22 protein-coding genes and 1 riboswitch are annotated in these 23,719 nt (G+C 39.8%); of the genes, 10 read left to right on the forward strand and 12 right to left on the reverse strand.

All coding sequences use genetic code 11. The annotated features are described in order from the left end of the window. Positions 1-161 precede the first annotated feature (161 nt). From BTHG_RS12495 to BTHG_RS12515, 5 genes are all read left to right on the forward strand, one after another. Positions 162-815, forward strand: a complete 654-nt coding sequence (locus BTHG_RS12495) for an HAD family hydrolase (RefSeq protein WP_026021801.1) — start codon at positions 162-164, stop codon at positions 813-815. Positions 816-1,023: 208 nt separating this feature from the next. Beyond that, complete coding sequence (locus BTHG_RS12500; protein ID WP_010677079.1) at positions 1,024-2,298, forward strand: IS110 family RNA-guided transposase; 1,275 nt, start codon at positions 1,024-1,026, stop codon at positions 2,296-2,298. Between the two features lie 439 nt (positions 2,299-2,737). Further along, entirely contained in the window at positions 2,738-3,304 is a 567-nt protein-coding gene (locus BTHG_RS12505; protein WP_010677080.1) for a DJ-1/PfpI family protein, read from the forward strand. A 164-nt stretch (positions 3,305-3,468) separates the two neighbouring features. Then, the gene (gene map / locus BTHG_RS12510; RefSeq protein ID WP_010677081.1) at positions 3,469-4,209 is read left to right on the forward strand and encodes a type I methionyl aminopeptidase; all 741 of its coding nucleotides are present in this window, start codon (positions 3,469-3,471) and stop codon (positions 4,207-4,209) included. 171 nt (positions 4,210-4,380) lie between these two features. Then, a complete protein-coding gene (locus BTHG_RS12515) occupies positions 4,381-4,611 on the forward strand; it encodes a hypothetical protein (protein WP_010677082.1) in 231 nt (76 codons plus the stop codon). A gap of 310 nt (positions 4,612-4,921) precedes the next feature. On the opposite strand, the gene BTHG_RS12520 is transcribed toward BTHG_RS12515, so the two are convergent. From BTHG_RS12520 to BTHG_RS12550, 7 genes are all read right to left on the reverse strand, one after another. Continuing rightward, positions 4,922-5,596, reverse strand: coding sequence for a hypothetical protein (locus tag BTHG_RS12520; RefSeq protein WP_010677083.1), 675 nt, complete (start codon positions 5,594-5,596; stop codon positions 4,922-4,924). Between the two features lie 230 nt (positions 5,597-5,826). Then, the gene (locus tag BTHG_RS12525; RefSeq protein WP_042341946.1) at positions 5,827-6,489 is read right to left on the reverse strand and encodes a methionine ABC transporter permease; all 663 of its coding nucleotides are present in this window, start codon (positions 6,487-6,489) and stop codon (positions 5,827-5,829) included. Next, entirely contained in the window at positions 6,489-7,541 is a 1,053-nt protein-coding gene (locus BTHG_RS12530) for a methionine ABC transporter ATP-binding protein (protein WP_010677085.1), read from the reverse strand. The genes BTHG_RS12525 and BTHG_RS12530 overlap by 1 nt, the downstream gene beginning before the upstream one ends. A gap of 12 nt (positions 7,542-7,553) precedes the next feature. After that, complete coding sequence (locus BTHG_RS12535; RefSeq protein ID WP_010677086.1) at positions 7,554-8,375, reverse strand: MetQ/NlpA family ABC transporter substrate-binding protein; 822 nt, start codon at positions 8,373-8,375, stop codon at positions 7,554-7,556. A 76-nt stretch (positions 8,376-8,451) separates the two neighbouring features. After that, a complete protein-coding gene (locus BTHG_RS12540) occupies positions 8,452-9,786 on the reverse strand; it encodes an LLM class flavin-dependent oxidoreductase (RefSeq protein WP_010677087.1) in 1,335 nt (444 codons plus the stop codon). Between the two features lie 271 nt (positions 9,787-10,057). Then, a riboswitch (SAM riboswitch) is annotated at positions 10,058-10,164 on the reverse strand. Positions 10,165-10,367: 203 nt separating this feature from the next. Continuing rightward, the gene (locus BTHG_RS12545) at positions 10,368-11,528 is read right to left on the reverse strand and encodes an SEC-C metal-binding domain-containing protein (protein WP_010677088.1); all 1,161 of its coding nucleotides are present in this window, start codon (positions 11,526-11,528) and stop codon (positions 10,368-10,370) included. Positions 11,529-11,819: 291 nt separating this feature from the next. Then, complete coding sequence (locus BTHG_RS12550) at positions 11,820-12,740, reverse strand: ribose-phosphate diphosphokinase (RefSeq protein WP_042341948.1); 921 nt, start codon at positions 12,738-12,740, stop codon at positions 11,820-11,822. Between the two features lie 318 nt (positions 12,741-13,058). Between BTHG_RS12550 and BTHG_RS12555 the strand changes: the two genes are divergently transcribed. Continuing rightward, a complete protein-coding gene (locus tag BTHG_RS12555; protein ID WP_010677090.1) occupies positions 13,059-13,814 on the forward strand; it encodes a sugar phosphate isomerase/epimerase family protein in 756 nt (251 codons plus the stop codon). 67 nt (positions 13,815-13,881) lie between these two features. Here the strand turns inward: BTHG_RS12555 and BTHG_RS12560 are convergent, their stop codons facing one another. Then, entirely contained in the window at positions 13,882-14,658 is a 777-nt protein-coding gene (locus BTHG_RS12560) for an AraC family transcriptional regulator (RefSeq protein ID WP_010677091.1), read from the reverse strand. A 126-nt stretch (positions 14,659-14,784) separates the two neighbouring features. On the opposite strand from BTHG_RS12560, the gene BTHG_RS12565 reads away from it, so the two are divergent. The 3 genes from BTHG_RS12565 to BTHG_RS12575 are packed head-to-tail and all read left to right on the forward strand — an operon-like array spanning position 14,785 to position 17,814. Beyond that, positions 14,785-15,816 carry a Gfo/Idh/MocA family protein gene (locus BTHG_RS12565; protein ID WP_010677092.1) on the forward strand — a complete coding sequence of 344 codons (1,032 nt, stop codon included), beginning with the start codon at positions 14,785-14,787 and terminating at the stop codon, positions 15,814-15,816. A 13-nt stretch (positions 15,817-15,829) separates the two neighbouring features. Beyond that, positions 15,830-16,849, forward strand: coding sequence for a Gfo/Idh/MocA family protein (locus tag BTHG_RS12570; protein WP_010677093.1), 1,020 nt, complete (start codon positions 15,830-15,832; stop codon positions 16,847-16,849). Beyond that, positions 16,846-17,814 carry a sugar phosphate isomerase/epimerase family protein gene (locus BTHG_RS12575; protein ID WP_010677094.1) on the forward strand — a complete coding sequence of 323 codons (969 nt, stop codon included), beginning with the start codon at positions 16,846-16,848 and terminating at the stop codon, positions 17,812-17,814. Before BTHG_RS12570 ends, BTHG_RS12575 begins: the two co-directional genes overlap by 4 nt. 50 nt (positions 17,815-17,864) lie before the next feature. On the opposite strand, the gene purU is transcribed toward BTHG_RS12575, so the two are convergent. The 4 genes from purU to rbsK form a co-directional block, all read right to left on the reverse strand. Then, positions 17,865-18,758, reverse strand: a complete 894-nt coding sequence (gene purU / locus BTHG_RS12580; protein WP_026021804.1) for a formyltetrahydrofolate deformylase — start codon at positions 18,756-18,758, stop codon at positions 17,865-17,867. Positions 18,759-19,205: 447 nt separating this feature from the next. Continuing rightward, the gene (locus BTHG_RS12585) at positions 19,206-20,354 is read right to left on the reverse strand and encodes a M20 family metallopeptidase (protein WP_010677096.1); all 1,149 of its coding nucleotides are present in this window, start codon (positions 20,352-20,354) and stop codon (positions 19,206-19,208) included. A 161-nt stretch (positions 20,355-20,515) separates the two neighbouring features. Then, positions 20,516-21,433, reverse strand: a complete 918-nt coding sequence (locus BTHG_RS12590; RefSeq protein ID WP_010677097.1) for a nucleoside hydrolase — start codon at positions 21,431-21,433, stop codon at positions 20,516-20,518. Between the two features lie 33 nt (positions 21,434-21,466). After that, entirely contained in the window at positions 21,467-22,408 is a 942-nt protein-coding gene (gene rbsK, locus BTHG_RS12595) for a ribokinase (protein WP_010677098.1), read from the reverse strand. Between the two features lie 179 nt (positions 22,409-22,587). Between rbsK and BTHG_RS12600 the strand changes: the two genes are divergently transcribed. After that, positions 22,588-23,409, forward strand: a complete 822-nt coding sequence (locus tag BTHG_RS12600; RefSeq protein ID WP_010677099.1) for a purine-nucleoside phosphorylase — start codon at positions 22,588-22,590, stop codon at positions 23,407-23,409. Positions 23,410-23,719: the final 310 nt, after the last annotated feature.

A 23,719-nucleotide genomic window follows, 5' to 3' on the forward strand; every position in this document is an offset into this window, starting at 1 on the left:
AAATTTATACTAAATAGAGAAGTAGTAGTAATAAACGAGTTAGAAGCTCTGCTCGATCAAAGCATATACTTCCAGGTGGAGAAGATTCAATATATATTCAATATAGATCGTATTTTCCAATAAAATCCAAGAGACAATACTTTGATAAAGGGTGTGTAGTTATTAAAGCGATTATATTTGATTTCGATGGTACTCTTGCTGATACTTTGCCAGTTTGTTTCTATGCGTTTCAATCTGTATTTAAGGAGTTTGACAACATTGAGGTTACCCCAGATGAAATAAAGGCTATGTTCGGCCCATCTGAGACCGGAATCATAAAAGAAAATCTTATGGACTCAAATCATGATAAAGCAATTGAATTATATTATGAAAAATATAATGAAAAGCATCGAGAACTCGTTGTTGAGAATAAGGAGATTAACGATTTACTTCTGCTTTTAAAAAGGGAAGGTTATAAATTAGGGATTGTAACTGGAAAAGCAAGTAGAAGCCTACTTATCTCATTAAATTGCCTTAATATGAATGACATATTTGATGTAATTATTACGGGTGATGATGTTACTATACCCAAACCACATCCAGAGGGATTAAATAAGGCATTGGCTCAGCTTAACATAAAAAACACTGATGCTATTTTTTTGGGAGATAGTGACGCTGACATTCTGGCTGGTAAAGAGGCTAACGTACATACAATCGGAGTACAGTGGCTGCCGAATTATCAGACATTAGAGTTTAGTGTTCAACCAGACGAAAAGTTAAGTAACGTAAATGAATTCATACAATCACTTAAAAATTACAGGTATGAACAACAGTAACGTATGTATTTTTTTAGTCTTATTTCCATCAACGGGTGCTTTGATCCAAGAAGGATTAATGCACTTTTTTGTTGAAGTTGTTTAACAAACGGTGTAGGTTAGCATTCCTGTAGATCGTTAAATTTCAGGTTTGAAAAAAATAAAGCCCCTCAGTAAGATATGAGTAAGACACCACTCTAACTCAGACTCTTAAGGAGGAAGCCCTACTATGAATTTTAAAATGCAAGACAAACAAAATCAACTAATAGAAAGAATTTCCGATAAACATTTAATAGTCGGTGTGGATATTGCTCAACAATTTCACGTTGCACGAGCTATAAATTACCGTGGGATTATAGTTGGAGATCCCCTTACATTTGAAAATAGTGAAGTAGGTTTTAAAAGATTATTAAGGTGGATTCAAAGTTTACAAGAAATGAAGAATTTAAATGCAGCCATTGTAGGTATGGAACCTACAGGTCACTATTGGAAGAACATTTCGAACTGGCTTGATGAACAAAAGATTGAGGTTGTAACAGTAAATCCCCATCTAGTTAAAAGGAACAAGGAGAATCGTGATAATACCCAATCAAAGAGTGACAAGAAAGATGCACTCGTAATCGCGGATATGGTAAAAAACGGCTATTATTCATTGATCAGTCCATCCTCAGAGTCCTTCGAAAAGCTCAGAGTATTAATATCAAATCGAGATGTGATCGTAAAACGACTTGTAAGCTCAGCTAATCAGATTCATAAATGGGTAGATATTGTCTTCCCAGAACTCAGACAAGTGTTTAAAGATATAACATGTAAAGGGGCAATCGCAACCCTTCGAATATTTCCAACTCCTACTGAAATAGCTTCACTAGAACCCCTAGATGTCATGAAGGGATGGAAGTCATTAATGCAGCGACAGCCTGGTCCTAAAAAGGCTAAGTTACTTATTGAATTAGCAAAATCATCGATAGGAACAACTCAAGCACTGGATGCATATAAATTTCATTTAGAACAATTACTAGAAGAATACGACCTTACCATAAAACAACTCGATAGAGTTGAACAACAAATCAAAGAAGAACTCTATAAAATCCCTTTCGTACAGAAACTCCTTATGATTAAAGGGATAAGTGAAATTTCATTGGCTGGTATCTTAGGAGAGGCAGGAGACTTAAGTGGATTTTCTCATGGTAATTCTTTATTACGACATGCAGGACTCCATTTAGCAGAGGCGAGTTCAGGAAAATGGAAAGGACAGATTGTGATCTCAAAACGAGGTCGGTCTAGATTACGGCGTTTCCTTTACCTAGCTACCATGAGCCTAGTGATGAACAACGATGAGTTTAAAGCACTTCACGCACATAATGTGAGAGTCAAAAAGATGAAGAAAATGAAGTCTATTATGAAGTTAATCGGTAAATTAGCAAGAATTTTTGTAGGAATAGCTAAGCGTAATGAGGCATACTGTCCTAGTAAATTGAAAGAAACAATCCCTTTAGCAGCATAGGAATGAAAAACTTTTAGTCTTACACAAAAGTAGTAATCTTTAATTTTGAATGTTGTCTTATTCGTAGGATTACAAATATGTACGGAGTACCAGGTTTCTTAAACAAAAGGGCAATGTGACCCATCAGGTTAGCATAACTGGCCTCCACCCCTTGGAAAGGCATGACGAAGGAATGAGAGGGCGTTTGACCCGTTGAGACATGGGAGGGAAAGCCTCCAGGGGCGGCGTGGAGATGTGCATTATATGGTAAAATATGGAGTATTAGCTAACTCCTTTATTTAACTGTGCCTTCACGAAGCCAAAATGATCTGAACTCACTTCTAATGCCTTTTAATCCAATTTAAAGGGGTATGAAATCCTGCGAATAAGTGAGCATTCGAGAGATATTCGTATCAAACTGAGGGAGTTTAACACTTTATAAGGAGAGGGAGAGGATTTAATGGAAATTGCTATTGTTGCATTTGATGATTTTACGGATATTGATGTTTTTTTACCTTGGGACTTATTAAATCGTGTTAATCATCCTGAATGGAATGTTCAAATTTATGGGACTAAAGAAACTCATAGTTCGGTTACTGGTCTTACAGTTCCAATCCATTCGTCTATTGATGAGCTAAGAAATGCAGATGCAATTTTATTTGCCAGTGGTCCAGGAACGAGGAGACTATATAAAGATAAAAATTATCTTAAAAGACTAAAAATAAATCCATCGAAACAGTTAGTAGGTTCTATGTGTTCTGGAGCACTTATTTTAGGAGCTCTTGGTTTATTAGACGGTATGACTGCAACCACTTACCCAACAGCGAAAAAGGAATTAGAAAAATTTAATGTTACCGTGGTCGAAGAATCATTTATTGTTGAAAATAATATCGCAACTGCGGCTGGTTGTTTAGCCGCACAAGATTTAGTTGGATGGATAATTGAAAGATTGATAAGTAAGAAAGTAGGAGAAGCAGTAATAAACTCAATTCAACCGCTTGGAAAGGGCTTATCTTTTACAAAGTAATGTTATTAAGCTAACAGGTGCTTTGATCGAAGAAGGATTAAAAGCCCCTTTTTGTTGAAGTAATTCAACTAACGGTGTAGGTAGTTGGAGAAATGCGTTAGTGTTTCTGTTAGAATCTAAATGGAATACTAATCATAAGATACTTTAAAAAGTGAGGATATACGATGATTGCAAAAACAGAAGAAGATTTTAATGGTTTGAAGGAAATTGGCAAAATTGTTGGTTCTATTAGAGAAGAATTGGTACGAAGCACAATACCTGGAATAACGACTAAAGAACTTGATGATATAGCCGGAGAGCTTTTTGAGAAAGAAGGCGCAGTATCAGCTCCAAAAAGTGAATATGATTTTCCTGGTTATACTTGTATTAGTGTGAATGAAGAAGTGGCACATGGTATTCCGGGGAATCGGGTTATACGTGAAGGGGATCTAGTGAATGTAGATGTTTCAGGCTCAAAGAACGGTTACTTCGCAGATACAGGAATTTCGTTTGTCGTAGGCGAAGGCGAAGAAGTGTTAACGAAAATATGCGATGTTGCTAAAAAAGCATTTGAAGAAGGTCTTAAAAAAGCAAAACCTGGTTCTAAAAAAAGTGGAATCGGAAAAGCAGTATTCCAAACAGCAAAACAGCATGATTTAACTGTTATCAAAAACCTTACAGGACATGGTATCGGACGTACTATACACGAAGCACCTGACCATATTTATAATTATAATGATACATGGGATGATGAATTACTAAAGGAAGGGATGGTTATCGCATTCGAACCATTTATCTCAACCTTTGAAGAAGAAGTATTCCAAAAAGAAGACGGCTGGACCTATGCTACAGAAAAAAGCTTTGTAGCTCAATTGGAACATACGATTATCCTTACTAAAAATGGTCCGCTTATTGTCACACTTTAATTCAAGCATACGCGGAAAAGAAAAACACATGGAATCTGCTTACTAATGGGTGCGTTGATCTAAGAGGGATTAACCCCCTTTTTTGTTGAATTCCTTATTAAACAAACGATGCAGGTTAATTGAATAAAGAAGATTGAAATGAAAGTAATTTCAAAAAAGGAGGTATAAAAGGTGGACTTATTTCTCTGGATAATTATTGGTTTCATAATAATCGGAATTGTTATTCTCGCTTCTATGAAAAAAGATATGGAAAGTAAGCTCGCTTATATAACAGCAAATATGGAAGTCGAGGAAAGTTCAACAAAAGCTACACCCATAATTTGGTGGATAGTGAGTACCACGGCTTGGGGAATCGTGAGTATGATACTTATTGTTTGGTGGTTTCATAATCACTTTGGATAACTGTTGGTTTCAAATGTACTTAATCAACAGATAGCAATAGGTTAATGGAGCAACATGTTAGTAAGACAAGTTGCTCCATTGGATATGTTAGTAATATTTTCGGTAAAACTCCTTCCTGAGACGACCACTTAGCTCGGCAAATATTCGAGTAGTTTCACGTTTCTCATGTCCCATCAAACTCTGGCTATTTTATTTCCTATAAACGGTGCAAATTGATATATTTTACCTTACTTTTAGTTGTAAATTCACGTTTTGCGATAGGATACGGAACCCGTTACAAAACAGTGGCTTTTCTTTTTTGATATAACTTTTAAGCAGCTAGATTTTTCTTCCCCCTCAACAATTCAATCCCCACCCAAATTTTCCAAACAACAAAAGCTCCTGCAAATGTAAGGATACTAGAAATGATTCCGATCACCGCTCCCCTGCCATAAAGGGCTTCGTATGCGCCTGAAAAAAGGACGATTATGCTGATGATAATCGTGAAAACACCTAATGCTTTTGAGAATACCTTTGTTTTAAGGATGAGGAGACCTACCTGAATAAGCCAAATACTTAAACAGATGCTAGAAAACACTGAAATGACGAGTCCAAGCTCTATCATTGGATGAATCGTTTCGAGGGCTTCTGGGATGTTTTTATCTTTATTTGCGAGGTCGTGGAGTGCCGCAGCCGGTAGCAGCATGTAAAATGTGTAGGAAAACAAATGGAGGCAGGCAAATCTAGATACATTCGTGCTCATTTCAAGATACGCAGAACGAATGCGGTTGTCAATCGCTTCAACTGTCCAAAATACGAGAATGATAGCAAAAGCCCCAACTAGAATTAACGCCCAGTTCAAAACAGGGTAAGTCGCTAGCGATAAAACGGTTTGTTCGTAAACATCCTTACCTGGTACAGCCATACTCTGTGTTACAACCATCACAAGAACAAGTAAGGCCGCAGAAACAATCGCAAAAAGCCCACCTAACCGTTGTCGTGTCATTCATTGACCCCCTTACATTTTTTACTACTTTATTCGTAAGGTGGTCTACTCATTCCAACTGGGACACGGGGACAGGTTAATTGTCCCACCAAATATTTCGACCACAGAATGTACACTTAAAAGGGAAAGCCAAAACAGCGGCTTTCCTTTTTCCAGGCAACAAAACTTTTCTTACCCCATCAACAACTCAATCCCTAGGGACACGGGACCTGTCCCTCTGTCCCAATTTTTCATACTGTTTTCTTCAATTTTTTCGCAGTATAATTTCCGATTGATTGAACGATTTGGACTAACACAATTAAGATGAACACTGTGCCAAACATAACTGTTAAATCCCATTGTTGGTAGCCATATCGTAGGGCAAGGTCACCGAGTCCTCCTGCACCAATGACACCAGCCATAGCAGTTGCACCGATTAAACCAATCATCGCAATTGTCATACAAAGTATAATTCCAGGTCGCGCCTCTCTTATGAGAATGCGTTTAACAATTTGAATCCGTGAAGCCCCCATTCCTCGATAGGCTTCAATAATTCCATAATCCACTTCAAGTAGAGCTGTCTCAAGTAGTCGGGCAATATAAGGAGCAATATAAACAATAAGAGGGACGATTGCTCCTTGAATGCCAATTGATGTACCTACAATCAGCTCAGTAAATGGAATAATGGCTAACATTAAAATAATGAATGGAAGCGATCGAATAATATTTATAATCGTATTCAAACTATGAAACAACCATTTGTTAGGGGCCAGATGATTCGGTCTTGATATCACTAGTAAGACGCCTAACGGAATCCCAATGATTGTTGCAATTGCAAGTGATATGACAACCATTAATGTCGTTTCATAGAATGATAAAGTGAACAACGGCAGCAGTTCATCTAGACGGTCTATCAAAGTACCATCGCCTCCTTATATTTTTTATTGAGTTCCAGATTTATTTCTACATGGTATACAACATCTTTTAAATAGGTTATCGCTTGTTCGACTTTGTCTTCGTCACCTGATAGATGGACCAATAAAATTCCTAACGGTACGCCTTTTAGATACGTAATCGAACCATGGACAATATTGGTGACAACTGAATAGTTGGAGGCTATCTTGTTAAGGACAGGTTCATATGCAGATTCACCCCTAAATGCTAACCGTAAAATATAGGAATGACCACGTTTTTGTAATCTCTCTACCACGTCGTCCGTAATCGTATCTTCATACAAATTCCGTAAAAAGTTTTTCGTCGTTACATGCCTAGGATTGCTGAAAATATCGAGGACAGTTCCTTGTTCAATCACTTCTCCCTTATCCATAACAGCAACTCGATCACATGTTTTTTTGATGACTTCCATTTCATGTGTAATAAGAATAATCGTTAACCCTAGCTTTTTATTAATATCTAAAAGTAGCTCAAGAATTGAATCGGTCGTTTGCGGATCTAGAGCAGATGTTGCTTCATCACATAATAAGATTTCAGGATCCATCGCTAACGCACGGGCAATACCAACACGTTGTTTTTGCCCTCCAGATAATTGGGCAGGATATTGCTCTGCTTTATCTTCTAAGCCGACAAGGGTTAAGAGTTTTTTCACTTTTCGTTTTATTTCCTGCTTCGGTACTCGATTGATGCGAAGAATTTCAGCTATATTATCGAATACATTATAGGAAGAAAGTAGATTAAACTGCTGAAAAATAATGCCGATCTTTTTCCTTGTTTCTCGTAATTCCTTTTCGCTTAAGATTAAAAGGTTTTTTCCATTAATAAAAATATCACCAGTCGTCGGTTTTTCCAGGAGGTTAACCATTCGGAGCAAGGTACTTTTTCCAGCCCCACTAAAACCAATCACCCCAAAAATCTCTCCTTTTTCCACGTGAATGTTGACATTCTTTAGTGCCGAGACTTCCGTTTTTCCTAGTTTAAATACTTTGTTAATATTCTCTAGCTGAATCATTCGTTGTGCCTCCTATTCAATCGTAAATGGATCATCCGTCACCCTAATGACTTCCCCGTATTTATCTTCTATATAGGTTTTTACTGCGTCAGAATGATACAATTCAACAATTCTCTTATAATCTGGATTGTCTTTGTCTTTTTCATTTGTTGCAACAACCATTGGGAAGCTATCACCCGTCTCTAAAAATATCGATTCTTCAATAGGTTCTAAGCCCATATTAAAAGCAGTCGTACTTGCTACAATTCCCGCATCAATACTATTTAGTGTTCGAAGCATTAAAGTAACATCAATTTCTTTAAACTTAAACTTTTTCGGATTGTCTTCAATATCATTTAGAGTGGCCAGTTGTACATCATCTTTTACTTTGATTAATCCCGCTTCTTCGAATATCAATAGACCTCGCCACAGGTTAACAGGATCATTCGGAACTCCAAGCGTCGCACCTTCGGGAATATCATCAACACTCTCATATTTTTCAGAGTAGATACCTAGAGTACTATTATAGGTTGTTCCGATGGCAACGATAGGGTCCTTGCGATCTGCTACATATTTCTCCATAAATTGTTTAGCCTGAAACATATTTAAATCGAGTTCACCATCCGCAAGAGATTGATTCGGTGTCACAATATCATTAAACTTTATTACATCTAAATCAATGCCTTCTTTTTTAGCCTCCTCTTTGACTAGATTCGTAATTTCTTCTGGCGGTCCACCGGTTACCCCGATTTTGATTGTTTTTTCCTTTTCACTTCCCGCTGTTTCGGAACTTGCACAGCCAACAAGTAGTGTAAAAAGAGCTAAGAATAATCCTGCTGCTATTGTTTTTTTCATCTTCGTTCTCCTCTTTGGATATTTTTTAGGGTAAAAAGAGAGAAATCAGTTTGCCCTCTCTTTTATAGTTTTGTTTTTACATTTTTGCTTTAACTTTTACCTTAGGAAAATCTAACCCAAGATGTTCTCTAAGTGTATTTCCTTCATACTCTGTTCGATAAAGACCACGATTTTGCAATTCAGGAATCGCATAATCTACGAAATCCTTTATCCCGCCAGGAAAATAGGGGAATTTCACATTGAATCCATCACATGCATCGTTAAGGAACCAGTCACTTAATTTATCTGCCACGTGATCACCTGAACCGACGACAAATAAGTGGCCTTGCCCCCTAGCAAACACATTCGCTAATTGGCGAATCGTCAAGTTTTCTTTTTTCGACAGGTCTGATAGGATTTTAAATCTCCCTTTTTCCCCGTTATATTCTTCGAGACTTGGAATATCAGGAAGTCTATCATCAGGTGAATAATTGATTAAATCGATTCCAAGATATCTAGATAACATTCCAATTCCTAATTCCGGTAAAACTAACTCTTGGAAGTGTTCATATTTTTCTTCTGCTTCTTTTTGCGTTTTCCCTACAAACGGAACAACTCCAGGCATGATTTTAAACTGATTTGGGTCTCTACCGAAGCTTATTGCTTTTTGCTTCATTTCTTGATAAAGAGCTTTCCCTTCTTCTACAGTAGGCGAGGCAATTGTAAACAGAATATCGGCTATTTTTGCTGCAAACTCTTTTCCTCTTGGCGATGCACCAGCTGCAATTAGGACCGGATTCCCTTGTGGTGGGCGGGGACTATTGATTGGTCCACGCACTTTGTAATAAGTTCCTTCAAAATGAATCGGGTGAATTTTATTTCCGTCCAAAAACCTTCCATTTTCACGATCATACAATAAGGCATCATCTTCCCAGCTATCCCAAAGTTCCTTTGTTACTTCCACAAACTCTTCACTCATTTCGTAACGTAAAGAATGATCAACGTGATGGGTGAGACCGTAGTTTTGTGCTTCATTATTATGAGCGGATGTGACAATATTCCAAGCTGCCCGCCCGTCGCTTAAATGATCTAACGTTGAAAATTTCCGTGCGACATTATAAGGGTGATGATAAGTCGTTGATAATGTCGCGGCTAATCCAATTTTGCTTGTTAAACCTGCAAGTGCGGCCATTACTGTTGTAGCTTCCAATCTTATTTGTGGTGTGAACTCAAGATCCTCCTCATTATGTGCCAACACATCAGCAATAAACAGTAAATCAAATTTGCCTTTTTCCGATAACTCGGCAATTTCTTTATACAAGCTCAAACTCACAACCTCTTCCGTTTTTGTTTCGGAATAACGCCAAGCCGCTAGATGATGCCCTAAGTACGTTGTGAAGAAAGCTCCTAAATGCATTTGTTTTTTACTCATTAAAATCTCCTCCTATTGATAAATGAATGGGGGACAATGTACCTGTCCCTGTGTCCCTATCGTTAATCACTCCTTTCAAAAGAAAAAGACAGCTTCCCCCAAATTAATTCAGGAAAAGCTGCCTTTAGTTGTCTAATCGGCATACAACGAATATTAAATTGTATATGTCTTGATTGGGGCCATGTTTCTTACATCAATCGTAAGTTTTGGACAAACAAAAAACCCCATCTTAAAAATAAGAAGAGGTTTAGAAATGTAGCATCTATGTCTCCTCTTATCTTCCAAGCATTAAACTGCTTGCAGGAATTAGCACAGTACCTTAACAGGTCTGTTGCCGAGGCTTCAAAGGGCCAGTCCCTCCACCTCTCTGGATAAGAAAAAGTATTCACTATTTAATTAGTAAAAAAATTAATAACTCAAAATTATCAGAGCATGGTGACGATGTCAACAACAATTTTTATTTTAATAGCGAGTAAATCACACTAATATTATATCAGGATAATTTTAATTACACATCTAACTTCGTTTTCAAAGCAAACAAAAAACGGTGAATCCCCAAAATAGGATTCCACCGTTCTATTTTATTTTCCACAACATTTCTTATATTTTTTTCCGCTACCACATGGACAAGGGTCGTTTCTGCCTACTTTATTTTCATTTATAACGGGAGCTGTTGGAGGCATTGAATTGCCTGTTGCCAATTGGAATTGCTTTTCCTTCCCCATCGCTACCCTTTTCCATTCCAGTAAGTCAGGATGTTTTTCCCCAATCATTGTGTAGTAGCTATACGCTATCTGCTCAATATCCACTAAGGAAAATTCATATTCGTATTCCATATGGGCGTTGAATTCAGGGAGAGCTTCATTTGAAAAATGGAAACTTAGTGCTTCAATGATTGACTCTTGCACATCCAACTCATCTGCTTCACGATACGCTTTTCGTAACTCCTGAAGTGCCAGTTCTGTCTTCGTGTTTCCCAAAATCGAAGCAGCATAAATGACTGATTCCGGGTCCCTTACATAAGGAGCAACCTCTTTTACGACTTGATCTGATTGAAAACGGACTAATGCTGCCGAAACCTCTTCCATTAGAAGATCATCATCACTTTTTAACAAACTTGCAAAAAGAGGGATATGTTTTTCGAGTTTCAGTAACCCAGCCATATAAACATTCATAATTCCATTATCGGAGAACCATTCATTATTCACTTCCTCCGATAAAACCCTATCAATTTCGCCCTCTGTTATCCATCCATTTTTCACAATAGACTTCGATAACTTTTTTGCCATTGGGTAATAGTCATATTCACGGGAAAGGGAGCGATTCACTTTATTCAATACCTCTCCGTACATGGAATAAACTTCTTCCTCTGTCCCATGTTCAATAATCTCATAGATTTCCCATGTTTGCTTCGGAATATATGTTTCAAGTTTCTCTTTATATGTAAAAGCAAGTGGTATATCAATATTGTTTAATAAGTTTAGAGCGAGGCGACGATTTTCCTGGTCCAATGATGGAAGATGATTAATTAAAATCGTGAGCCCTTCTTCGTTAATGCTATGGTTTTCTAGATACATGAAAATGTCTGATTGTTTTTCTTTATGATGAAATGCTTCCTTCAGTAACTCGACCGTCCAATCCTCTGGAACATCCGGGTATTCATGAAGAGCATGCAAGACGGTTTGCTGAATCAAGATATCATCTGACAGCAGATGTGGTTTTATTTTTTCTAGAAATGTCATAGGTACATCCTTTCAATATCTTATCGTTTTCCCTACCCTGTAAAACGGACTAAGTACAATAAGATTTGTTTAATTGATTCATACGAAGCTTTATCGTATTTTAAATGGCTAGATATTTCTATTATCGCCTAAATTCACGAAACTGAGAATCATATTCTTTTTTTCAATTGAAAATAGCGTATCCTATATCCGGTCGCTCTGTTCCTTCCAAAGGAGTGGAACCACCTCCCCCGTCCCTCTGGTACCAAAAAAGAGCCCTCCCATTTATTGGAACAGCTCCTTAAACCATTTTTATTCAAATAGAGGACTGACGGCTCTTTCGTTGTGGATGCGGTCGATTGCACTGACTAGCAATGGCGCAACGGAAATGCTTGTAATTTTATCGATTTTCTTTTCTTCTGGTAATTGAATTGTATTGGTGATGACCAATTCTTTAATTGGTGATGATTCAATTCTTTCAATTGCCGGGCCCGATAAAACGGGGTGCGTACAGCATGCGTATACACCTTTTGCTCCTCGTTCCATTAACGCTTTTGCAGCAAGAGTGATGGTTCCAGCTGTGTCAATTAAGTCATCAATTAGGATTGCATTTTTTCCTTCGATGTTACCCACGATGTTCATAACTTCCGACACATTTGGCTTTGGACGGCGCTTATCAATAAAGGCAATCGGTGCATTTAATCGATTTGCCATTTTTCGAGCGCGAACAACTCCACCTTGGTCTGGTGCAACAACAACTATGTCCTCAAGACCTTTTGCAGCAAAATATTTAGATAGGAGTGGCACACCAAGTAATTGATCAACAGGAATATCAAAGAATCCTTGGATTTGTGGTGCGTGTAGGTCCATCGTTACAACCCTTGTAGAACCTGCTTTTTCAAGTAGGTTTGCGACTAGTTTCGCTGTAATTGGTTCACGTGAGCGCGCTTTTCGGTCCTGTCGTGCATATCCGTAATAAGGAATCACAAGATTAATGCTTTTTGCGGAAGCTCTTTTTAATGCGTCAATCATAATTAATAATTCCATCACATGTTCATTTGCCGGTTGTGAAGTTGACTGAATCAAATAAACTTCACTTCCACGCACACTTTCGTCGATATTAATATGAATTTCTCCGTCACTAAAACGTGAAACTGAGCATTTTCCTAGCTCACAGCCAAGTAAAGACGCCATTTCCTCAGCCAGTTCTGGATTTGAATTTAAACTAAACATTTTAAAACACTCGTTCAATTGATAAGCCACTGTTCGTCCTCCATGCAATTTATATTCTATATATAATATAACCCAATTTGGCAGGCATTACATAGTGTCAAATTGCATTTTTCGACAAAAACACTATAAAATAACGTTTTCAATTGGGGATATGTCGAAAATAATATAATTCATATTTTTTAAAAAATACATGTAAAACCCAGCGCCACCATAAAATAGCAAAATAGTAGACATTCTCATTAAATTCTCTATATTTATTTTCCAACGTGAGTCTTACAATGTAATCAAATGAGAAATAAATTGGAAAAGAGGGAGAAAATGAGAAAAGTTCCAGTGGCAGTCCAAATGTACACATTGCGGGATGAGTGTGAGCAGGATTTTTTCGGCACGTTAAAAAGGGTCGCTGAATTGGGTTTTGATGGAGTAGAACTTGCCGGGTATGGCGGTTATAGCGTACTAGAAGTGAAGGGAATGCTCGATAAGCTAGGCCTTAAAGTAGCCGGCAATCATGTTCCATTAGAAGAATTGCAAACGAATTTAGATAGGGTCATTGAAGACCAGAAAATACTAAGAAACCAGTATGTTGTTTGTCCTTACTTATTCCCACATCAACGAAGTGAAGAAGATTATCAGTCACTTGTTCCTTTTTTGAATAAAGCTGGCGAAATCTGTCACCAAGAAGGGCTCACGCTTTGCTACCACAACCATGATTTTGAACTTGAACCATTGTCTGACGGAAGAAAGGCTCTCGATACCATATTTATGGACACAAATCCTGAATATGTGAAGGCAGAGTTTGATGTTTATTGGTTAACGAAAGCAGATGATAATCCTGTGGAGTGGCTGAAACGATATCAAAACCGCACACCACTTGTTCATCTGAAGGATATGACATTGGATGAGGAAAAGTTCTTTGCTGAACTTGGTACAGGTGGTGTAGACCTTCAAGCCATTCTGGGTCGTGCTGAAGAAAACGAAGTAAAATGGTGGATCATTGAACAAGATGCGAGCAGACGCGATCCATTTGAAAGCATCGAAATGAGCATTCAATACTTGAAAAAAGCAGGTCTATAATCGGGTGGGACACAGGGACAGGTTTATTGTCCCACCATTCATGGGACGCGGAACCCCCGTGTCCCATTTACCCTTCTAACCTTCTATAGACACCTGGTGAGACTCCGTATTTCTTTTTAAACACTTTGTGAAAATAGGGGTAGCTTCCAAATCCGCATTCTTCGGCGATTTGTTCGAGTTTGATGGTGGTGTATTTCATGCGCTCAATCGCAGATGACAAGCGAATTTCTTGGGCGTATTCAATCATCGTTTTTCCGACACTGTCTTTAAACAGATGGACACTTCTTGAGATACTCAGGCCAACGTGGTCAGCGACATCTTCCACCTTTATCGCAGTTGTTGCGTGTTCTTCAATATATCGCATCATTCTTGTTACTTTGTAGGGGTACGGATAAGTTGGCACAATTTCGTTCATCGTTTGTTCCATCGTCAACAGGAGTGACCTCAACAGATAATCAGTAAGTTCTTGATTTAGGCTTGTTTGTGGTCTTCTTTTTTCAACAATAATTTGGTTCCATAACGAAAGAAGTTTTCCATCGAGATCAATTTGGTAAATGCTTGTTTTTGGGGAACGACTCCACCATTCGTCTATCCAATCACCTTGGCAGGATATATGGTAATCCCCACTTTTCTGCCCTTCTTCGACAAAAATCTCATAGTGATCACCTGGTTTAAGGAGTAAAAGATCTCCTTTTTCAAGCTCCATTTTTTGACCATTGACGATTACCTCACAACTTCCTTCTGTTTGTAATCGGAAAAGATATAGTGGAAATCCTTCTTTAAATTCAGATTGATAGCCCTTCGTATGATAGGAATACCCGCAAAAGAAAATGTTGGTGTTCATAACCATTCTCCAATCCTTAGAAAATAGCAAAATAGTATATGTTTTTACTATATCATCTATGTTTAACTATTAATAGATACGTTAAGATGTAATCAAATAGATAATGTTGAAGGAGTGATATTTTTTATGGAAAAACTTCGAGTTGCAGTCATCGGTTGTGGCAGTATTGCACAGTATCGCCATTTACCAGAATATAAGGGTAATCAACATGTAGAAATAGTAGCCGTTTGTGATATTAATGAAGCTCGCGCGAATGAAACAGCAGAAAAATATGGAGCTCAAGCGTACACAAGCTATGAAGAATTACTCACGAATGTTCAGGTCGATATCGTAAGCGTTTGCACGCCGAACTATCTTCACGCACCTGTATCAATAGCTGCATTGAATGCTGGAAATCATGTTCTTTGTGAAAAACCAATGGCCACTTCAAATGATGAAGCAAAAGCTATGATTGAGGCAGCGAAGAATAATGAAAAAAAACTCATGATTGCTCATAATCAACGTTTTGTTGCCTCACATAAAAAAGCACGCCAACTGATTGAAAACGGCGAGCTTGGCAAGATTTATAGCTTCCGTACAGCGTTTGGACATGGTGGTCCTGAAGGTTGGAGTATCGATGGAAAAGACAGCTGGTTTTTCGAAAAGGAAAAAGCATTTGTCGGAGCAATGGGCGATCTTGGCGTTCATAAATCAGATTTACTTCGATATATTTTAGGAGAAGAGATCGTTGAGGTTGGCGCTTTTGTTGAAACCAACGCGAAAGATTTTTCAAATGTGGACGACAATGCAGTTTGCGTTTTAAAAACAGAAACTGGCATCATCGGAACACTTGCGGCTAGCTGGGGCTACAGCAAAGAGGATAACTCAACGATTATTTATGGAGGAAAAGGCGTGATGCGGTTAGAGGACAACCCGACCTACTCCATGGTTATTCAATATGCAAATGGAGAAGTTGCGAAGTACGAGCTTGGCAAAATCCAATCAAACGATGAAGGCGGACAAAACACTTCTTTTGTCATTGATCATTTTGTGGAGTCTGTTTTACAAGACCAAGAACCTCTCGTAACAGGTGAGGAAGGAATGAAGTCGTTACAAGTCATTCTCGCTGCACTTCAATCTAGTGAAACAAAGCAAATCGTTAAAATCAGTGAACTATAAGAGGTGACGTTTTATGGAAAAACTTCGCATCGGAATCATTGGAGCAGGTGGTATTGCACAGCATCGCCACCTCCCTACTTTTCAGAAATTAGATGATTTATGTGAGGTACGTGCCATCTGTGATGTGAATCTTGCGCGTGCTCAAGAAGTCGCAAACAGCTATGAAATACCGATTGTATCTGACGATTATCATGAAATTTTTTCTGAAGTGGATGCGGTTTGTATTTGCACACCAAATAAATTCCATGCTGAAATCGCGGTTGCTGCTTTTGAAGCTGGCCTGCATGTTTTTTGTGAAAAGCCGATGGCATTAACGGCAGCAGAGTGTGAGGCCATGATTGCCACTAGTAAAAAGGCTGGAAAAATCCTTGATATCGGGTTTCATTACCGCTTTACAAAAGAAGCACAAGCTGCCAAAAAGGCAATGAGTGAAGTTGGAACTCCGTTAGTTGTCAGGGTAAAAGCCCTTCGTCAACGGAAGGTACCAGGTTGGGGTGTTTTTACAAATAAAGAACTTCAAGGCGGTGGAAGTCTCATCGACTGGGGCTGTCATTTTCTTGACCTCGCCCTATGGTTGATTGGCAATCCAAACGAAACCGAGGTTTCCGGCTCTGTCTATAATGAGTTAAGCAAAATCCCAAACCAGCCCAATGAATGGGGAACTTTTGACCATGAGACATTTAACGTCGATGATCATGTGACAGCTTACATAAAATTTGAAAACGGGGCATCGTTGCTGTTTGAAACATCCTGGGCTGCCAATATCAAAAGTGATGAAGAACATCTCAGCATCTCTGGGGTTGATGGTGGCTTAAGTGTATACCCATTTGAACTATATACAGCGAAGAACGGAATGTTATTAAACAGCAAGGCTCCATGGCTTCCTGGTGAGGAACAACCGGATCTTCCACAAGCTCGGAATTTTATTGAAGCTTGCCTCGGGAAATCCGAGTTGGTCGTAAAACCTGAACAAGCACTTCAAGTTTCAAGAATCATAGATAAAATATATGAAAATGGAGGAACTTTATCATGAAATTAGGCGTATTCACCGTTTTATTTGCAGAAAAATCCTTTGAAGAAATGTTAGATACAGTAAAAGAAGCTGGCCTACACGCTGTAGAAATTGGAACTGGTGGTTATCCAGGTAACAGTCACTGTGATTTGGATGGATTACTAGAAAATGAAGAGGCACGTAATGAGTATTTGAAAAAGGTACAAGATCGCGACCTCACTATCAGTGCTTTTAGCTGCCACAGCAATCCAATTTCACCTGATGAGAACTTCGCAAAATCTTCTCATGAGACGCTTTTAAAAACGATTCAATTGGCATCTCTCATGAACGTGCCAGTTGTGAACTGTTTTTCCGGTACAGCTGGAGATCATGAAGGAGCTAAATATCCAAACTGGCCGGTTGTGGCATGGCCAAATGAATATAGTGACGTGTTAAAGTGGCAATGGGAGGAAAAACTCATTCCGTACTGGAAGGAAGTTGGCCAATATGCGAAAGATCATAATGTAAAAATTGGTCTAGAGCTTCATGGTGGATTCTTGGTACATACACCATATACCCTGTTAAAATTACGTGAGGAAACATGTGATGCTATCGGTGCAAACTTAGACCCAAGTCACCTTTGGTGGCAAGGCATTGATCCAGTTGCAGCGATTAAGATTCTTGCAAAAGAAAATGCTATCCATCATTTCCATGCAAAAGACACGTATATTGATCAAGACAATGTCAACATGTATGGATTAACGGACATGCAACCATACGGAGAAATTCGTACACGCGCTTGGACTTTCCGCTCTGTTGGCTGCGGCCACGGCTTACAAGAATGGTCTGACATGATGAGTGCCCTTCGCACCTATGGCTACGACTATGTGGTCAGCATCGAACATGAAGACCCAATCATGTCCATCGACGAAGGATTCAACCGTGCCGTAACTAATCTAAAATCAGTATTAATCGAAGAGCCTGTCACAAATATGTGGTGGGTGTAAGTAGGAAATTCCATACTTAAGGGGCGCCAATATGGCGCCCCTTCACTTTATTAAAACACAATTGTTTTGTTATTATCGACAATAACTCGATCTTCAAGATGCCATTTTACGCCGCGTGCAAGCACACTTCGCTCGACATTTTGACCAATCTTTTTCAATCTCGCCACATCATCACGATGATCGACTCGTGCGATATCTTGTTCAATAATTGGGCCCTCGTCCAAATCATTTGTTACATAATGGGATGTAGCACCGATTAATTTTACCCCGCGTGTATAGGCGCGCTCATACGGTCTCGCACCAACAAACGCTGGTAGGAATGAGTGATGAATGTTGATAATTTGGTTCGGATATGCCGCAACAAAATCTGGTGTTAACACCTGCATGTAACGAGCTAACACAATCAGATCAATCTCATACTCTTTTAAAATCTGTAATTGTTGTTCCTCAACCTGTTTTCTGATGTCCTTATTCGCCGGAATGTAAACGAACGGAATGCCTAGATTCTCAACAACAGGTCTTGCATCTTCATGGTTGCTCACAACAAGCGCAATATCCGTCATCAAATCGCCACTTTGCCATTCCCATAAAAGCTCATGCAAACAGTGGAGCTGCTTGGATACAAAGATTGCAGTTCTTTTCACATTTTGGACGTTAAGTAACTTCCATTCCATTGAAAATTTTTCAGCAACCTCAACAAAGGCAGACTCCATCTCTGCTGTTTTTTCCGTTAAAGACGGGCATTCGAATTCGATTCGAAGATAGAACGTACCCTCTTCATGATTTGAGGAATACTGACTTGACTCAATAATATTTGCATCGAATGAATATAAAAACTGGGAGACGGCCATTACGATTCCATGTTGATCCGGACAGCTGACCAACAGCCTTCCGCGATTTTGATGTTTGCTTTGAAATTCTTCCTTATTAAAATACATCTTCATTACCTCACATTAATTATTGAGGAATATTATAACAGTATCCCACCTAGTTGTCTAAAGATTTCGGTATCTTTTCGACAATATTTGCGAGGTTTATGTGGAGCTCTCGAACCGAAGGTGCTAATCTCCTGCATTAGGGTGCGATTTTCGAACCAATATGCAATTCCCCGTACATGGGTGCATTTCCCGAAACAAAGATGCATTTCCTACTACCGAAGATGCTATTCCCCGCACATGGGTGCATTTCCTACCACCGAAGACGCAATTCTTCATCACAACGGTGCATTTACCGAAACGAAAATGCAATTATCCGCACGAGATGCATATCCTCAACACAACGGTGCAATTCTTGAACCAAGATGCAATTAACTACAAAGATACATTTCCCGAACCCGAAGACGCACTCCCCCGCAACAACACCGCACCCACCGTTCTTATAGATACATTCTTCTACTCATTTGCCAATTTTTCAATTAGCAATGCTACCAATGCGCTTCTTACCGGCATTTTTGAAATTAGCAGATGCTCGTTTGATGCATGTGCACCATCGCCTACTGGTCCTAGTCCATCCAATGTCGGAGCAAATTGGGATGCAAAACTTCCGTCACTTCCGCCACCACTCGCTTGTTCTTCCAGGTCAAAGCCAAGGTATTCCTTCGCCAATTCCTTCGCTGTTTCAAACATTTTACTGATTTCTGGCGTTTTTTCCATTACTGGTCGATTGATGCCACCTGTTACCTCAATCGTTACACCTTCCATAGATGGCGTTAAGCCCTCAATCAACGGGATGACTCTTTGGAACTCAGCTGTATTTTTCACGCGCAAATCCAATTCTGCCTCTGCTTCTGCAGCGACCACATTCGATGCACTTCCACCTTTTATAAGCCCAATATTTAGTGTTGTTCCTTTTTCAAAATCAGTTAAGCCGTGTAAATAAAGGGTTTGGTGGGCAAGTTCCTCGATGGCACTGATTCCTTTTTCAGGCTCAATGCCAGAGTGTGCTGCTTTTCCTTTTACTTTTATCGTGAACATGCCGACACCTTTGCGAGAGGTTTTGAGTTTCCCCTTTGTTGAAGCTGCCGCAGATTCTAAAACAAGGACAAATTTGCTCTTTTTCGCTTCCGCTTCGATTAAATCACGTGAAGACTCGCTCCCAATTTCCTCATCTGATGTAAACAACATGACAACCTTTGTTTTCATAGGCACATTTAACGATTTCAAGGCATGGAGTGCAAACAACCCTTGCACAATGCCACCCTTCATATCAAACGAGCCTGGCCCATAAAGCTTGTCACCATCGATACGGAATGGAAGTTCTTCCAGCGTTCCTTTTGGCCAAACAGTGTCCATATGGGCTAAAATTAAAATTTGTTCGTCTCCGTCACCGAACTCACATCGGAAATGATCCCCGAAGTCCTTATTTGGAAACACCTCGATGGAGCCGCCAACATATTTTTTATATAGCTTCTGAACTTGTGCACCCACCTGGTCCACCGCTTCTTTATCATGAGATGGAGATTCGATTTCCACTAACCCCTTTAAAACTTCCACCATCTCAGACTCTCTATCTTTCAAAAACTCTACAACGCGCTGTTCCATTACAATGCCACCTTTTTTGGGACAGAGGGACAGGTCCCGTGTCCCACCATTTTACTTGGGACGTTGAACCTGTCCCCCCATCCCGACAAATTTTCTTATTATAACAATATTACAACAAATGAACCCATGCTACTATTTTTGCAGCATGGGCTCCAAATTTCTTATTTAATAACTGGCATTCTTTTTAAAAAGTGATCCAAGAATCTTGATGCATCTACCTCTGTGCATACTTGGATTTTTTGTTCTCCTTCAGGGTTCGGAACCGTTCTGCCGTCTTCCTCTCCTTCAGTAATCACGTTCACACCTATGTATGTCGGTTTCACAAAGCTTGGGTCAATCGCAACTCCTACTGCTAACGGATCGTGAAGACCACAGCCACCAATTCCTGGACGGAAAGATTCATAGAAATCATGGTAAAAACCAACCATATTCGCAAAAAACTCGCCAGCCTCAGAACCTCGCCATGCTTCTACCTTATCCCTTGGTAACAAGGTCTGCATCGTCACATCCAGTCCGACCAATGTAATTGGCAAGCTCGATGAAAATACGACTTTAGCTGCCTCTGGGTCTGTAAAAATATTTGCCTCCGCATGTGGGGTCGCATTTCCTGGCACGAAGACCGCACCACCCATAATTACGACATCCCCGACAAGCCTGACAAGCTCAGGCGCCTTTTGAATCGCAAGTGCCAAGTTTGTCAACGGCCCCACAGCGATTATGGTTACCTCATGTGGACGTTTTTTCACCTGATTAATGATAAAATCGACTGCCGTCTCTGATTCTGCTGAATATTGCGGTTGAAAATCCAATACATTTCCTAAACCGTCTTCCCCATGAACATTTTTTGCGTAGCCCTCGCGTGTCTTACGTTTCAATGGCTTTTCTGCGCCTGCAAATACCGGAATCCTTTTGCCTACTTTCTCTAAAACAGCCAACGTGTTTCGCGTTGCCGCCTCCACTTCCACATTTCCGTAGCTAGTCGTTAATCCCAAGATTTCTAGCTCTGGTGAATTCACAGCATATGCAATTGCCATCGCATCGTCTATTCCCGTATCTACATCAAAAATTACTTTTTTCATCGTTTACCTCCATATACTGTCGTACCCCTATTTTTATCTGGGACGCCGAGCCTGTCCCTGTGTCCCACTATATTCTGTCACTTCTTCAAGAGTTGGCATTGAGACCTGGGCCCCTTTTTTCGTGACTGTTAATGCGCCAACGGTATTTGCAAATTCAGTTGCTTCCTGCAAGCTTTTTCCGCTAACAAGTGCTGTTGCCAGTGCGCCTGCAAATGAGTCTCCCGCTGCTGTCGTATCTACCGCTGTTACTACGTGTGGTTCGACAAAGAATGATTCTGTTTCCTTTGACACTAGGACACCTTTCCCACCAAGTTTCGCAAACACAGTTCCGACACCTTGTTTCATAAGCTTTTCACTGGCGGTTTTCGCAGTTTCCTTATCCGAAATTTTCAAATCCGTAATAACCCCTAGCTCACTTTCATTGGGCACGATATAGGATACCTTCTGATAAAGCTCATCAGGAAGCTTTACTGCAGGCGCAGGGTCAAGCATCACCGGCACATTGTGTTTGTGCGCAATTTTCGCCACTTCAATAACCGTTTCCAAAGGAATCTCAAGCTGCATCATCACAAGCTTTGCCGCAATGATAATCTGTTCATGTCGCTTCACATATTCGGGTGTTACATGGTCATTCGCTCCCGGCGAAACAATAATACTATTTTCCCCCTCGGAATTTACGCTGATAACAGCGACCCCAGATGAAACTCCCTGAACTTTTTCAATACCAGAAGTGTCTACTCCGACTTCATTTAGGCCATTTAAAAGTTGCTCTCCAAAAATATCGTCACCGACACACCCGAGCATTGCAACCGAAGCCCCAAGTTTCGAAGCTGCATATGCTTGGTTGCCGCCTTTTCCACCGTTTCCTGTAAAAAAGTCTCGGCCCATAATCGTTTCTCCCCATTCAGGCCGCTTTTTCACATTTACTACCATATCAACATTTAAACTACCCACAACAACAATATCCGCACTCATCTTACTCCCCCACTCTTTAAGGGACAGGTCCCGTGTCCCACCCATTTTTTCCTGGGACAACGAACCTGTCCCCATGTCCCAACTTGAAAAAACTCGATGATAATATACAATATTATAGACAAACTATTTAACAGGGGCAAAGGCTGCTGTTAAACAAATGTAATGGAGGAATATTTTTTATGCATAAAACTGCAGATATTATGGAGGCTACAAATTACATATTGAGTAAGACAGAACATCGTCCGACAATAGGGATGATTCTTGGGTCAGGGCTTGGCACACTTGCAGAAGATATTGAAAATGCAGTTGTGATCCCTTACAACGAGATTCCACATTTTGCGAGATCAGAAGCGATTGGACATGCGAATGAGCTTGTAATTGGACAATTAAAGAATAAAACAGTTGTAGCGATGAAGGGGCGTTTTCATTATTATGAGGGCTTCTCAATGGACGAAGTGACGTTTCCAGTTCGTGTCATGAAAGCACTTGGTGTTGAAAATCTGCTTATCACAAATGCATGTGGAGCTGTGAATACAAACTTTAAACCAGGCGATTTGATGCTCATTACCGACCACATCAATTTAACTGGTGCGAATCCACTAATTGGTCCAAACAATGATGAGTTAGGAACTCGTTTCCCTGATTTATCTGGTGCTTATAATAAGGAACTACGTGGCATCGCACAAGCTGTTGCTGATGAAAAAAATATTACATTGCAACAAGGTGTGTATGCATGGTGGAGTGGCCCAACTTACGAAACTCCTGCTGAAATCCGCATGATTCGTACTCTTGGTGCTGATGCCGTTGGTATGTCAACTGTTCCAGAGGTGATTGTGGCGACACATGCAGGCATGAAGGTACTCGGAATTTCTTGCCTTACAAACATGGCAAGTGGCATTCTAGATCAACCTTTGACTCACGACGAAGTAATTGAAGTGGCGGGTAAAGTAAAAACGACATTTATTGAGTTAGTGAAGGGGATTTTGGAAAGAGTGGAGTAAAAAGATAGCCGCAGTCCTTTGTGGATTGCGGCTTCAATTTTGGAATTGTTGTTGATACGCTGGATTTGCGTCGGCTTTCTCGGATTTGCGTCTCCTCAATGATTTTTGCGTTGGATTTCTCGGATTTGCGTCTGCTCTAGGATTTATGCGTCTATTTTCTCACATTTGCGTCTCCCCGGCGATTTTTGCGTCGGTTTTCTCATATTTGCGTCTGCTATAGGATTTTTGCGTCGGTTTTCCTACATTTGCGTCTCCTCTGCGATTTTTGCGTCGGTTTTCTCACATTTGCGTCTGCTATAGGATTTATGCG

The sequence above is a fragment of the Bacillus timonensis genome (assembly GCF_000285535.1).
In the GTDB taxonomy this organism is placed as follows: domain Bacteria; phylum Bacillota; class Bacilli; order Bacillales; family Bacillaceae_L; genus Ferdinandcohnia; species Ferdinandcohnia timonensis.